Annotated in this window: 12 protein-coding genes; 6 read left to right on the top strand and 6 right to left on the bottom strand. The window is 43.5% G+C overall.

Features of this window, described 5'->3' with window-relative positions; translation table 11 throughout:
- Window positions 1-170 precede the first annotated feature (170 nt).
- Window positions 171-1,262: a cell wall-binding repeat-containing protein gene (locus tag DESACI_RS19885; protein WP_014829019.1), complete on the bottom strand. Its 1,092-nt coding sequence runs from the start codon at window positions 1,260-1,262 to the stop codon at window positions 171-173.
- 471 nt (window positions 1,263-1,733) lie between these two features.
- On the opposite strand from DESACI_RS19885, the gene DESACI_RS19880 reads away from it, so the two are divergent.
- From DESACI_RS19880 to DESACI_RS19860, 5 genes are all read left to right on the top strand, one after another.
- Entirely contained in the window at window positions 1,734-2,813 is a 1,080-nt protein-coding gene (locus DESACI_RS19880) for an ABC transporter substrate-binding protein (RefSeq protein ID WP_014829018.1), read from the top strand.
- Complete coding sequence (locus DESACI_RS19875) at window positions 2,767-4,575, top strand: ABC transporter permease (RefSeq protein WP_148271344.1); 1,809 nt, start codon at window positions 2,767-2,769, stop codon at window positions 4,573-4,575. The genes DESACI_RS19880 and DESACI_RS19875 overlap by 47 nt, the downstream gene beginning before the upstream one ends.
- Entirely contained in the window at window positions 4,572-5,678 is a 1,107-nt protein-coding gene (locus DESACI_RS19870; RefSeq protein ID WP_014829016.1) for an ABC transporter ATP-binding protein, read from the top strand. The genes DESACI_RS19875 and DESACI_RS19870 overlap by 4 nt, the downstream gene beginning before the upstream one ends.
- 95 nt (window positions 5,679-5,773) lie before the next feature.
- Window positions 5,774-6,550, top strand: a complete 777-nt coding sequence (locus tag DESACI_RS19865) for a COG4280 domain-containing protein (RefSeq protein ID WP_014829015.1) — start codon at window positions 5,774-5,776, stop codon at window positions 6,548-6,550.
- A complete protein-coding gene (locus tag DESACI_RS19860; RefSeq protein ID WP_014829014.1) occupies window positions 6,550-6,741 on the top strand; it encodes a hypothetical protein in 192 nt (63 codons plus the stop codon). Before DESACI_RS19865 ends, DESACI_RS19860 begins: the two co-directional genes overlap by 1 nt.
- A gap of 209 nt (window positions 6,742-6,950) precedes the next feature.
- Here the strand turns inward: DESACI_RS19860 and DESACI_RS19855 are convergent, their stop codons facing one another.
- From DESACI_RS19855 to DESACI_RS19835, 5 genes are all read right to left on the bottom strand, one after another.
- Entirely contained in the window at window positions 6,951-7,973 is a 1,023-nt protein-coding gene (locus DESACI_RS19855; protein ID WP_014829013.1) for a glycosyltransferase family 2 protein, read from the bottom strand.
- Between the two features lie 30 nt (window positions 7,974-8,003).
- On the bottom strand, window positions 8,004-8,936 hold the full coding sequence (locus tag DESACI_RS19850; RefSeq protein WP_014829012.1) for a lysylphosphatidylglycerol synthase domain-containing protein: 933 nt from the start codon (window positions 8,934-8,936) through the stop codon (window positions 8,004-8,006).
- 44 nt (window positions 8,937-8,980) lie between these two features.
- A complete protein-coding gene (locus DESACI_RS19845; RefSeq protein ID WP_014829011.1) occupies window positions 8,981-10,000 on the bottom strand; it encodes a glycosyltransferase family 2 protein in 1,020 nt (339 codons plus the stop codon).
- A gap of 68 nt (window positions 10,001-10,068) precedes the next feature.
- Window positions 10,069-11,229 (bottom strand): UDP-galactopyranose mutase, encoded by a 1,161-nt coding sequence (gene glf / locus DESACI_RS19840; RefSeq protein WP_014829010.1) that lies wholly within the window; start codon window positions 11,227-11,229, stop codon window positions 10,069-10,071.
- A 307-nt stretch (window positions 11,230-11,536) separates the two neighbouring features.
- Window positions 11,537-12,625 (bottom strand): hypothetical protein, encoded by a 1,089-nt coding sequence (locus DESACI_RS19835; RefSeq protein WP_207643905.1) that lies wholly within the window; start codon window positions 12,623-12,625, stop codon window positions 11,537-11,539.
- A gap of 225 nt (window positions 12,626-12,850) precedes the next feature.
- Between DESACI_RS19835 and DESACI_RS19830 the strand changes: the two genes are divergently transcribed.
- The gene (locus tag DESACI_RS19830; protein ID WP_014829008.1) at window positions 12,851-13,570 is read left to right on the top strand and encodes a biosynthetic peptidoglycan transglycosylase; all 720 of its coding nucleotides are present in this window, start codon (window positions 12,851-12,853) and stop codon (window positions 13,568-13,570) included.
- Window positions 13,571-13,605 lie beyond the last annotated feature (35 nt).

Genomic DNA, 13,605 nt, shown 5'->3' with positions numbered 1-13,605 from the left:
TAAACTGAAGACGAGCACAAGGGGCTGTTCTGCGCAAAATGCATAAGCGACCCCCATTAAATAAAACCCTGCATCAATAGTGGTTTAAATCAGCCACTTATGCAGGGTTTTATTTATTAAAACGTATCTGCTTATTATGCAACGGCCCTGTATTTTTTGATTACATCAGGTTAGTTGCTGATTGGGAGCTGTATAGCACTGCTGGTTGTTGAGGTAGGAGGTGTCGTATTCGTATCTCCAGTACCCAAACGTAAATTGACTCGATCGATTACCCAGTCCGGCAGACCAACAGTTCCTCCAAGAACATTGACTTGCGGAGTGGCTCCGGTATTATGCAGGGTTATGAGATAATCCCGTATTGCCGCAGGGAGATGACCCGCTTTAGGATCAACTAATAAGATTGGTGCATTATTTTGAGCAGCTAAGGTACTGCCGGAAAGGGCATCGGCAAAATCGAAACCGTTAGCTAAATAGATCTGAGTCGGATTTGGGTAAAATTTATACAAGATCTGTGATAAAGTCTCAAAGCGATCCTGTCCGCCAAATCTTTGGATTTGGGCGTTAGGTGCGGTGCTCTGAAGTTCCGTTTGAATGGAATTGTGTAAGACAAATGTTCCGCCGACAATGTAAATGTTGGAGGGTTGATCTGAGGTAACGAAATCCTTCACACTCTGAGGTAACTGGTTCGGTCCGCTCAACAGGATAGGCCATCCCTTGCTGGCAGCAATTGAAGCAACACCTAAAGCATCAGGGAAATCATAACCGCTGGCAATGACGATCGGGGAGCCGGTTGTAACATTGAGACTTTTGACAATAAGAGCATCTGTGGCAAAGCGATCGGTTCCGCCCAATCGAGTGACAGTGTAACCAGCATTTAACAACCAGTCTTCGACTTTACGGGGAACAACGGCGGCGCCCCCAACAATAGTGACGGTTCCCCCGGATGTCATATGGCTTTTAATAAAGTTCAAACTGGCTAGTGAATCGTGCATTGTCGTACCCACAAGGATAATGGGGGCTTGCTGCTTTGCCGCCAAGGTACTGGCAGCCAAAGCATCCGGAAAACTATAAGCAGAAGCAAGTATAACATTTTGCACTTGCTGTCCCTGAAATTCTTGACGAGCGATGGCTATAGATGTTTGGAACCGGTCTTGTCCGGCAAAACGATTGTATTTTGGGGCTGCTTGGACACTTCCCGCGAACGAAAAGAGAAGCAGGGCACATGTTGTGATCGCTGTGGCTAACTTTATGTTCTTCTTCATTTTTATCCTCCTCAAATTCAGATTATAAGTAAGATGGCAGGTAAAATTAATAATTCTATAGGCTATCCCTCCTAGTTCGTTTATTAGATTGTTTTTAGAGTTTTAGGGTTTGAGTTGAAAGAAGTTAGGTAACTTAAATTACATGGATAGACTAACAGGCAAAGCTGAGAATTTCCTGAGAATGAACAAATTATTTTTATGCAGGGAATTGCATTGATGTATTTACCTAAATTTAACATTGAGTTTACAGAAAATGAATTGTAACGCCTGTCACATTCAATTATAATCCATGTAACTGGTATTACATTTGTGAAAAACGTAAAAAGAAGGAATGCCTATGTAACTTATAAATGTTTTTTGTGCTTAAAGAATTATTACATAAACTATTTATTTGACAATGACGAAAGATAGATAATATTAGCCACATTATAGTGTAATCATTTCATAATAACTGAAAGGAAGGTTACAACCATGAATCGATATAGTTACAAAAAACTGTCTGTTATACTTATGTCTATTGCGGTCTTAGGCAGCGCACTGACAGGCTGCGGTACTTCCTCCAAGGTATCGGCCGGCCCTTCGTCCACCAATACGGCCTCCGTTTCATCTAAACAACTGGTATTTTACTCAGCCCAAGGTTACGACGATGCTATGGCCAAGGCCTTTCAGGCTAAAACCGGCATTAAAGTTAATCTCGTTGATATGTCCACCGGACCTTTGGCGGCTAAGATTGAAGCGGAGAAGTCCAACTCTCACTGGGATGTGGCCTGGTTCGACGGTGACGCTACCATGCAAGCTTTAGATAACGAAGGTTTGCTTATGCAGGGCTGGGCACCGAAGGATGCCTCTAATTTGACGCAGCTGGGGCAATCATTGGTTCCTGCTGATAAAGCGTACTATCCGACAGGTGTCACAGCTGCGGCGGCCATCGGTGTAAATTCAAAGTTGCTGCCTCGTTCAGAGTATCCAAAAGATTGGAATGATCTCCTTAAGCCAACCTTTAAGAATGCCCTGGCTATGAATAATCCCAGTGTTTCAGGACCTACGTTTCCTTATGTCGCGGGTATACTTAATCTCATGGGCGATGCCCAGGGGAAACAGTTTTTTGCCTCATTAAAAGACAACGGTATGAAGGTGGGGGAAACTAATGATGTAGAAATTAAATCGTTATTGAACGGGCAGGTAAAGGCTGTCACGATTCAAGACTCAGCTTTGGTTGCAGCGAAAGCAGATGGCAATCCCATTGATATTATTTATCCCTCCTCGGGAGTGTTCACGTTACCTGGCGTCATTGCTGTAAACAAAAATGCTCCCAATGCGGAAGCTGCTAAACAATTTGTGGAATTTGTCCTTTCACCCGAAGGACAAAAAGTGATGCTTGATCCTAAGAATGGCGGCGGCGACTCTTATTTTAATCCCATCATAACCGGCGTTGAGGGCAGTTCTGTGCGTCAGAGCGACGGCATCAATTGGCTGAAGGTTGATCCTGTCAAATCCGCGCAGGATGAAAATGATATTAAGAAGTGGTTTAACGATGCAATTATTCACTAAATTTGAGTTAAAAAAGCTGGGAACGTCATTTTACGATATTTTAGGCGTGGCGTTCCTTGCCCTCCTCATTGGTTACCCCTTATCAGCCCTCTTATTACAAATTGTTTTTCCGAATTTATATAGTGTGCATATGAGCTTGGTGCCTTCCCTGGCTTCCTTGAAGGAAGTCTTTACTGACAAGGAAAATCTTAACGCGGTACTTAACTCTATTTTTATTGGGGCTGCGGGAACCCTTGTAGCTTCAATTTTAGGTACCCTTATCGCTTTTGCTGCGCAAGAACAGTCCGGTTTTAAGCGTACCTTAATAGACGCTCTGGTTTGGTTGATCTTCTTCCTCCCTTCCTATATTGTTGCCGAAGGTTGGGTAATGTTTATGCAGGATGGCGGCATTCTTGCCCAGATGCTGAAGCTGCCTAACGGCTGGTCCTTTTGGTTCTTCTCTCGTTGGGGCGTGATCTTGATCATGGGTTTTAGCTATTTTCCCTATGTCTACTTCAGCATGCAGCAGGGTATCAGAAACGTGAATAGTGATTTAATTAAGGCCGGACGTTTGGCAGGCGGAAGCCGTGTTCAAGTCTTTCAAAAAATTGTTTTGCCCCTGCTGACGCCGTCCTTGCTTGCTGGTGCTTCCATAGCCTTTGCCGAGGCTTTCGGTGATTTCGGGCTGCCTGCTGCCCTTATGGACCAGACCCAATTATCGTTGCTTCCTTACCAAATTTATGTTTCCCTTGGTCAGTCTCCGGTTAATTATCCGGCAGCATCCTGTTTGTCCTTTTTAGTTATCTTAATTTCGGCAGGAGCGATTCTGCTTCAGTTTTTTTGGATGCGCAAGAAAGACTACAGTTCGATTTTAGCTCGTAAGGATTCAGTTGTTTTTGTGAAAAGGAAGAGCACGCTGCTGACCATCGGTGCATTCTTTATCTTGGCTGTTAGCTTGCTCGTCCCCCTTGGAAGTACTATTATTGCTTCCCTTTGGAAAGTTTGGGCCAATGGACTAAGCTTAGGCAATTGGACCTTTGAAAATTACAGCAAAGCGCTTAAGATTGGCAGTGCAGGGATAAATGCTCTCGGAAGTTCTCTGGAATACGCCCTTGCAGTAGCCGTCTTGACAATGATTTTAGGTGTAATTTTGGCTTACCAGATGTCCTTTAAAAAGTCTGCTGCCAATTCCTTTCTCAATATTTTAACCATGTCTGTTATTGCAGTTCCCGGTATCGTCCTTGCGGCAGCTTTTGTCTTTGCTTGGAACGGTGTTTGGCTTATTCCTTTAAACCTTGTGCTTTATGGAACTCCTATTTGCCTCGGCTTAGCTTTTATGGCAACCTATTTGCCTTACTCTATCAGACTGCAGTTAGGGGCTATGGGTCAGCTGCCTCTCAATTTGATTAAGGCTGCACGAGTGCAAGGGGCCGGTGAAATCGTTGTCCTGCGCAAAATTATTCTTCCCTTGGTAGCTGGGACCGCCATTTCCACCTTTTTTATGACCTTTACTAAGATTATTTTCGAATTACCGGCATCGATGCTCCTCTATCCGCCGGGGAGTCCAACCTTTTCAGTAACCATTCAGCATTACTTTAGTGAATCTCACTGGTCAAAGGGAAGTGCCTTGTCTGTGATTGGTTTATTCATCTTGCTGGCTGCCTATAGCCTTGGCCGCTATTTGATGGAGCATTTCAGCAAAGGGAAAGGGTTGGAAGAAAACCCGGAATTGGAATTGGCCCAGGAGCCGGTCCTGCTTAGTAATGAGGAGGTAATCATATGAACCTAGTGCTTGAAGATGTAACAAAACATTACGGAAGCAAATTAGTCCTTGACAGGCTTTCGCTGTCAATTTCTGAAGGCAGCTGTGTGGCTTTACTGGGCCCTTCGGGCTGCGGTAAAACTACTCTCTTAAATGCTTTAGCCGGTTTAACAGATATTGACGGCGGCAAAATTCGCTATGATGAGCTGACTTGGTCTGCTAAGGGCTATACTATGGTTCCTGAAGAGCGAAATATCGGCATGGTCTTCCAGGACTTTGCGCTTTGGCCGCATATGAATGTTTTTGAAAATATTGCTTTTAGTCTGCGCTTAAAGAAGTATCCTGTTAAGAAGATCAAAGAGCAGGTGGCTGAAGTTCTTGAGGCCGTGCAGATGAATGGTTTTGAAAAACGATACCCAAATCAATTGTCAGGAGGACAGCGGCAGCGGGTGGCAATAGCCCGAGCCTTGGTTACTCATCCGTCGATCATGCTGATGGATGAGCCCTTGTCCAGTTTAGATGCTCAGTTAAGGGAAAAAATGCGTTGGGAAATCATGAGGATTGTACGAGGGGCTGGGATTACGACGGTTTATGTTACTCATGACCAAGCCGAGGCTTTAAGTCTGGCTGATCATGTGGTTCTCTTGAATCGGGGAAGAATCGAACAAGCCGATAGCCCCACCAGGCTCTATCGTGAACCGGCTACGGTTTTTGCTGCCAATTTCCTGGGATGTTCCAATATACTTCATGGCCGGGTCATTGAACGATGCGGTGACCATTCTTTAATCAACTGTCAGGGACTAGACATTTATACTATGGGAAAGCTATTACCGGGGCAGGAGGCTAAAGTTATGATTCGCTCGGGAGATATATTCATCAACAAGCAAAGTCAGGGCCCAGGGACCCTTCTCGAGGCTAAAGTTCTTCAGAGATCCTTTCAGGGAGTCACATGGCAATACAAAGTGGCATTAGAAAAAGTCCCTGACATACAGCTTGAGGTATGGAGCACTCAAGAAATTGAAGTAACTGATTCTATCCAAATATGGCTTCCGGCGGAAGGATGCCGGGTTCTAAGAGAAATGTCGGACGATAGTGAGCCGGCCGTCGATTATAAAGTTAGTTAACCAAGAAAATAATGTATTGTTACAGTTGATATGATATAGTAAGATGGCAATGTAACGAACGTTACATTGCCATCTTACTGAAAGGAGAATGAGAAATGTACTGGTCTTCAATTTTACCGTCTTTTCTAGCCTCAATGGTCGAATTTGTTGAAGCTCTTACGATTGTATTAGTTGTTGGAGTGACCATTAATTGGAGGAGCAGTCTCCTGGGCGCTGGGGCAGCAGCTTTGACCCTGGCAGTTTTGGTGGCTGTTTTTGGTTCAACCTTAGTAGTGTTTATTCCCATTGAGGTTTTGAGACAAGTCATTGGAATTATCCTGATTCTCTTTGGTATGCAATGGCTTAAAAAAGCTTTGCTTCGTTATAGCGGTTTGAAATCCATGCATGATGAAGCAGCAATTTATGAAGAGCGGATGCGAGAACTTCGGGCCCACGGGAAGGCTGAACCTCGGAAGTTTAATGGCTTTGGTTTTCTTACTTCCTATAAAAGTGTTCTCTTAGAGGGGTTGGAAGTGGCATTCATTGTTATTACCTTCGGTTCTACAGTTTCTGCGGATAAGCTCAGCGGGATTTGGACAGCGGCAGAGGGAGCTTTATTGGCGTTAATCATGGTTGTGATCCTGGGAATGTTAATTCGAGGGCCGTTGACGAAGATTCCGGAAAATACCTTGAAGTTTTCTGTAGGGATTATGCTGGTGACTTTTGGTACTTTCTGGACCGGTGAGGGGTTAGGAATTCGATGGCCATATGCTGATGGGTTCTTGTTCGTTTTGATTATTTTCTATTTGGCCTTAAGTTTCTTCATTATTAAGTGGTTAAAGCCTTATGGAATTGAGCAGAAGACAAAACTTATGGCAGGAGGAAAGAGCTGATGCTTTTTTTCAAGAAGATATTTGATTTTTTCTGTGGTGATTGGAGAATTTTCTGGGGTATTACCCTAACGATTATCATTGTCAAACTGATTGAAAGCTGGGAGGTACCTAACCCGGTTTCGCAGGCTGTTTTTTTACTGGGCATTTCACTTAGCTTGGCATTTTCTCTTAAACGGGAAACATCAGTATAATATTACCGACAGTCCAAAAACCATATTCAAGCGAACCATAATGTTCGAAAACTTACCTCGGCCGTTCTTTTTAAATAATGTTAAATAGGGGTAGGGTCCCCTGTCGAAGTTTCGCGATTCATCGTTAGCTGAACGAATTGACTAAAGAATCAGCCCCGGCGTTCATTCTGCTGGGCTGATTCTTTGATTGCGAGATGTGTGTGTTAAGTTTAGCTGAACTTATAAATACGCTTAATTAGTTTCAGGCCGTGTGCCAGGATGCGCGGATTGATTTTCTGGGTGATGTCGATAAATAGATTGATAAAACTGCCTCGCAGTTCAGTATACAGCTTTTCGTCTCTTTGTTTTATCGAATCCCAAAGCTGGTCTGCCTTGCGGCGGAGCGTCTTGTCCTCTGCAATATACAAATGCGTAACGGTGGTAGCCACCATCATCGAAAGATAGAAAAGCATGTATTGCTTAAGGCTTTTATATTCAATGTCCTCAAAAACATTGTAGGCCTCAATCATCATACGCGTTACTTTAATCTGCTGGTCGATCCGCTTAATCATAACCTGGGTGCTGACGGATTGTCCTGCCCGGCCGATTAAATAGTGATAGGGAGAAAGGTCCAGATAAACTAAGCTTTTAACATAGGGAAGAGGCAAATAAGCAATAAGGTTGTCGACGTAAAACGTGTGTTCCGGCAGTTTAATCCCGCACTGTCTTAATAATTCTGTGCGGTAAAACATGGAATGCATGAGCATCAATTGGTCGAAGCGGAAAGAACCCATATTATCCCAGGAGATAATCTTTCCTTCGGGAAAAACGTTACTGTAGCGCATCACTTTTTGTTTGCCGTTATAGGAATATTCATAAACATAGTTTGCAATCAGCAGATCCACGGAGGGATTGCTGCGCAGCCAGGAAAGCAGCGACAGGAAGTCCGAAGGATCTAACCAGTCGTCGCTGTCAACAACTTTAAAATATTCGCCTGTGGCAACCTCTAGGCCGCGGTTGACTGCCGAACCATGCCCGCCGTTTTCTTTCTGCTCAAGGCGGACGATTGCGGGAAAGCGATCACAGTACTCTTGGGCGACGGCCGCTGTGTTGTCTGTTGAACCATCATCAACGACGATAACTTCTATCTCCGGTCCGCCTTGAATGAGCGTATCCAGACAGTGACCAAGATAGTCCTGTGAATTATAGGACGGTACGACAATTGATAAAAGTTTAATTTTGTTCATCTCCATCTAAGTTTCATTTTTCAGTTGGCGTTTTACTCATTTAGGATCTTTTTGGAGAATTGCCCGTCTCATGTTGCGGAGTGCCCCGCCATATTGTCCGTGCAGGGCGGCAATGTAGAGGAAACCGCCTAAGGGCAGGAGGGCTGCGTACTGGATCAGATGCAATAACAAGCTCGCTGAGAGGGCTGTCGTCTGATCAATGCCCAGACCTCCAAGGCCCAGAATTGTTCCATATTCAAAAAGGCCGATTGCTCCCGGTGTGGCAGGTATGAAATTAATGATATTAGTTGCTGCAAAGACGGCCAAGGACATACGAACGGATGCTGACCAGGAAAAGCCAAAGGCCACAAGTCCGATCCAAGTTGACACGAGCAGCAGAATCCAGGAAAGGATAACCCACCCCATCATTTTTACCGTATCGAAATTCAAGTATTCGCTGAAATAACTGCGAAGCCGCGGAAGAAAAGCGATAAGGACCCCGAAGACTATAAAGGCGCCAATACAGAGAAAGGTCAGAATCCAGAGGGCTTTTAATAGATTTTGATCCGTAAAGCCGGCAAAGGGAACTGCGGGAATTGCCAGCATCATGATGGCCGCAAAATCTGCGAAGGCCGGTATAATTAACAGCTTTGTCCGCCTTAAGGCACTGTAGCTTGCCGGGAAAAAGGCAGCCCGCAGCCCCTCGCCGATATGGAAAGGCAGAACCATATTAGCGGCATGGCCTAACCCCACGATTTGTAACGCCGTCATTCGGTCCATATCCCTGTCAATGCCTCGTGTATAGGCAAGCCCGCGGATGTAGTTGGCATAGATATAAATTACAACTGAACAAATAGTCAAGCCCCAACTGATATTCGAACGAAAAACCTGTTCTGCATGCAGATCCTTGATGGCCCCGATAGAGTAATAAATGACAATAGCTGTGATAAGCAGACCAGAAAAGAGCTTTAGTTTTGTAACATTGGGCATTCATTTGCTCCCTTGATTAAAGATTCTCCAGTTTGACTAAATAGTTAGTTAAACTTATAGACTTTACGTGCTATGTTATATAAACCAATGGTAATTTTATTGCCGGAATTTCCAGGCAGAGTTGTCACCATTCTTAGAAACCTGATCAGCGCATGCCGGTAGAGGCCGTTGTCACAACTGATAAGGAAAGACCAAAGCTCCCTTTCTTTAGTATTCGCTTCCTGTGTACCGGAAATTCTCAGAAACACAGTGCAAATGGTCATCATAATAGCTAAATAGCCGAGCATATAGCTGGACAACCTTTTACTGGAGATGTTTCCAGGAAATTGATGACAGCCTATCATGATGCGGGTTACCAAGAGCTGCTGGTCAATCCTTTTTAACATGACACTTTCATTAACTGACTGATCTTCCCGTCCGATAAAGTAGTGATAGAGATCGACGTCGAGATAATAAATAGTTTTGACAAAAGGCAGTGGTTGATAAGCATAAATATTGTCTACATAGAACGTATGCTTTGGTAAGTTCAAACCGCATTCGTGCAAGAGTTGGGTTTTGTAAATCAGGGAATGCATGAGAAGATACTTCCAGGGCGGGAACTTTCTCATGTCATCCCAAGTAAAGAGCTGATGACGCGGAAAGACATTATTATAGTTAATGACGTGCCTGGTCCCTTCCGCCAACTTTTCATAGATATAGTTGCAGACCATCATATCGGGAGCAGAGTTGTCAGCAATTAACGTTTTGAGGGTTTGCAGAACTTCAGCCAACCCCGGTTCGTCGAGCCAGTCGTCAGAGTCTACGACTTTAAAATAGAGGCCGGCAGCGTTTTTTATACCGGTATTAACAGCTTCACCATGGCCGCCGTTTTCTTGATGAATGACTCGGACAACGTCAGGGTGCTGGGCGGCATACCGATCGGCAATTTTTCCGGTGTCATCGGTAGAACCGTCATCTACAATGATGATCTCCACGTCATTTCCGAAGGGAAGAAGAGCATCAACACAGCGGTTCATGTAGGAAGCTGAATTATAGCATGGAATGGCAAATGAAATTATTCTCAATCTAAAGCTCCGTTCTGCAGTTATTAATCATCAAATAGTTTCGGGATTTTTGCAACAACCTGGAATCTTTAACCTATTAATGTATCTGCTAGGTCTAAGGCTTTCTCAGCGATTGCGTCCATGTTGTAGTATTTGTACTCGGCAAGTCTGCCTAAAACACGAAAGTTAGGAAACTCATCAGTAAGCTTTCGATAGCACTCGTAGAGAGCCGAATTTTCCGGGTTTTGGATCGGGTAATAGGGAGTCTCATCATCGGCACCTGTATAGGCCCGGGGATATTCTTTGACGATCGTTGTTCGTCCGCTCAGTAACTGCCTCGTCAGGTGCTTGAATTCGGTAATACGGGTATAATCTTGATCAACGGGATAATTTACAGTCCCTTTGGGCTGGTACCAAGTGGTATTGTGGGATTCGAAGACAAAATCCAGAGTTCGGTAGGGAAGACGTCCGTAGCGACAGTCGAACAATTCGTCCAGCGGGCCGGTGTAAATGACAGTCCCGTTAAATGGGCGATCGTCGAAGAATACTCTTCCGGACTCCAGCCTAAGTCGCTTGCGCGCATCGGTATTGAGAGTAAGCTCAATTTTAGGATGTTTGAGCATCCCTTCAAAGAGTGACGTGTAGCTCTCGGCAGGGATGCCCTGATAACTATCTTGAAAGTAGCGATTGTCATAGGAGATAAAAACCGGGACACGTGCCGTAACGAAAGAATCGATTTCGTCAGGAGCGAGACCCCATTGTTTTTGGGTGTAGTATAAGAATATGTTGTTGTAGATGAACTCTGCAATTTCAGCAATTTCCGGATCAAGTTGCTGCCGCAGCTCTAATATAGGTACTTTGCTGTTGATTCCATAGGTAGTGATCAGCTTCTGCTCAATTCTCGCTGCTTTGCTTGGTTCATAGGCTGAATGGAGGGAATTAAGATTAAAAGGAATAGGCATTAATTTTCCGTGGATATCGCCAACAACTTCATGGGAATAATTCAGCCAAGATGTGAACCGAGAGAGATAATCAAAGACTCTCTTACTGTTTGTATGAAAGATATGAGGGCCATAACGATGGATAAGGATACCTTTTTCGTCCTTAAAATCGTACATATTTCCGCCAATATTATTGCGCATTTCAAGAATTTGTACGTTTTTACCGGCACGTTCTGCCAGCTCGCGGGCTATAACAGATCCTGCCATACCGCAGCCTATTACAAGGCAATCACTTAGTTCTTTTTTCATAGTAAATTTTTACCTGCATTTCAAAACTTTTTAGTTTAAACATTACATCTTACGTCATTATTTTCTCATTAACATAGTCTAAAATCCGAAATAATTACAAGTCAGAGAATAATTGTTTAGTATTGGCATCTTTAATTTGGTTCTTGTTTATCAATTGACAATAGGAAAGTATAGAGGTTGAAACTTAAATTTACCTTAAAAAATGAGATCTGCCAGCGACAAAGGTTATCTGAAGATCAGCTATTCAATGTAATACTTAATCTATATTTTATTTTCAAAGCGTAATTTAAGCAAGCCTTATGCATATCTAATCTTGGTCTATCAAGTCCATAAAGTTTTGACCGATGTTGATTTGAGCTGTCGCGTCATCAGACCGATCATCTTTTCCCTGTCTTTTTTGATATCTGCTAAACGGATCTAAATCGCTCCGGCGATTGATAAATCGTTCGGCAAAAGAGTAGGGAAAGGTGGTAATTTTATGATTGCTGCTCGTTAGGCCTTCACAGTAAAACTCAGCCGTGACGAGACCTTGCTTGCTTAATAAATCAATTGAAGCAAAAAAACTATGCTTGCTGCCCGAAGGCTGAAGATTTGATATTAAGTAATAGCAATAATCATCGTCAAGCAATATAAATTCTTCAGGGTCCAGTTTTCTATAGTTATTGACTTGAGCAGCTCGACTTAGAGTATTTCTTAAATCCTGTGAATTTTCCTCTTTTTCCCGGGAATTTTGTACTGTTGCTTTCATCCTTAGGTTCTTAAAGGGAATCGGGAAACCAAGATAAAGGTTGGTATCAAGAATTTTTAAGCGTGAAGAAACTGCTGCAAGCGTAACTACATTTAAATTGCTGGCGAGGTCATTGGCATCCAGTAATTCTTCAACGGTAGGCAGTTGCCCCACCTTGCTAACGTTTTTCAGATCGCCTAAGATTTTAATGATGAAATAGAGAAAAAAACAAAGCGTTAAACTGAGGCCCGCAAACAAGATGATTTTGTTTGTCTGAGAAGGATTTCTGCTGACTAGGGTGAGCACTATTGTGGTCCAAATTATACCGGAAAAGGTTAAGACCATTTGCGAAAAGGTTATAATCTTAAATAAGAAGGAGTTTCTCTCTTTAATAATCTGTTCGTACAAAATTAATTTGCGAAAGACTTCTTGGCCAATTGCCCCTTTTTCGAGAAGAAGGTTTTTTTTGTAGGGCAAGGTAAATATGTCCCAGAGAATTTCCCGGCTGCGCTGTACACTATGCTGGCTGTTCATCGATATAAAGATCGTAATAAGCCCAACGACAGACAGTATCCCTGAATTGATTGCCAATAACAGACCTATGGTTTCCCCTGACATAATAACCTCCGATATTGTTGATGTGATTTGTCCATAAGATGATTTATCCATGTCATAGCTAGTTTGCACATGTTTGCCCGCGTTTAGCTATTGATTTTAGAGCTTTGTGAGCTTTACCGCCTCTCCTTGCAATGAGTTCACTCTTGTGGGCAAAGCTACCTTCCTTTGTGGTCTATAGTGTTCGGGGCAGTCTTTTCAGGTTAGTAGACCGCCATGCTGCTGTGCAGCGCCAGCAGATGGTATAATTAAAACATATTGAAATTAACGGAGGTTTTTGTGAAACGTTTGATGAGAGGTTTTGTTAAATTCTTAATCTTGGTGGTTATAGCGATGAGTGCCCTTTGGTTTGGAATGGGATATTATTTTACTCATATCTATAAAATTGCTGATTTGGTGCGTAATGACGTTGCCACACAATTACAAGCTCACCATGTCAGCTTTCTTAAGTACGATGAGATCCCGGTGATGTATCGCAATGCCGTGATAGCCACTGAGGATCGCAGTTTCTTTACCAATCAAGGGATAGACGTTATGGGAACTTTGCGGGCAGTATTTGTGGACATAAGCGGCGGACAACCCCGTCAAGGCGGATCAACCATTACCCAACAATTGATTCATAATACGATCCTGAGCGACGAGGCAAAATCCCTTTCATGGAAGGCAAGAGAGACTTTTTATGCCATTGGACTTTACGATACGATGAGTAAGCCGGAAACCTTTGAGCTCTACGCTAACGTCATTTACTTTGGGCATGGGGCTACTGGCCTGTACCAAGCGTCTCAGACTTATTTCGGAAAAAGCCCTTCCGGCTTAAATGATGGAGAGCTTACAATGCTTGCCGGTCTTCCCAATGCCCCCAGTGTTTATGACCCTTATAAAAATTTGACCCTTGCTCGTGAACGGCAAAGTTTAGTTATTCAAAGTATGGTTGATGACGGAGTTGTTGATAAAGCTCAAGCAGAGAAAATTATGAACCAACCCATCAGGTTAAAATAGCCGGACAGACGCGGTGCGATGACGTTTTGCTGCAC

This window comes from Desulfosporosinus acidiphilus SJ4 (assembly GCF_000255115.2).
GTDB classification, from domain to species: Bacteria; Bacillota; Desulfitobacteriia; order Desulfitobacteriales; family Desulfitobacteriaceae; genus Desulfosporosinus; species Desulfosporosinus acidiphilus.
This window is presented reverse-complemented; position numbering and strand designations above follow the sequence as displayed.

Bases quoted from the DNA above. Each gene is read 5' to 3' on its own strand.
- DESACI_RS19885 (WP_014829019.1), bottom strand. From the start codon at position 1,262: ATGAAGAAGAACATAAAGTTAGCCACAGCGATCACAACATGTGCCCTG.
- DESACI_RS19880 (WP_014829018.1), top strand. From the start codon at position 1,734: ATGAATCGATATAGTTACAAAAAACTGTCTGTTATACTTATGTCTATT.
- DESACI_RS19875 (WP_148271344.1), top strand. From the start codon at position 2,767: ATGAAAATGATATTAAGAAGTGGTTTAACGATGCAATTATTCACTAAA.
- DESACI_RS19870 (WP_014829016.1), top strand. From the start codon at position 4,572: ATGAACCTAGTGCTTGAAGATGTAACAAAACATTACGGAAGCAAATTA.
- DESACI_RS19865 (WP_014829015.1), top strand. From the start codon at position 5,774: ATGTACTGGTCTTCAATTTTACCGTCTTTTCTAGCCTCAATGGTCGAA.
- DESACI_RS19860 (WP_014829014.1), top strand. From the start codon at position 6,550: ATGCTTTTTTTCAAGAAGATATTTGATTTTTTCTGTGGTGATTGGAGA.
- DESACI_RS19855 (WP_014829013.1), bottom strand. From the start codon at position 7,973: ATGGAGATGAACAAAATTAAACTTTTATCAATTGTCGTACCGTCCTAT.
- DESACI_RS19850 (WP_014829012.1), bottom strand. From the start codon at position 8,936: ATGCCCAATGTTACAAAACTAAAGCTCTTTTCTGGTCTGCTTATCACA.
- glf (WP_014829010.1), bottom strand. From the start codon at position 11,229: ATGAAAAAAGAACTAAGTGATTGCCTTGTAATAGGCTGCGGTATGGCA.
- DESACI_RS19835 (WP_207643905.1), bottom strand. From the start codon at position 12,625: ATGGATAAATCATCTTATGGACAAATCACATCAACAATATCGGAGGTT.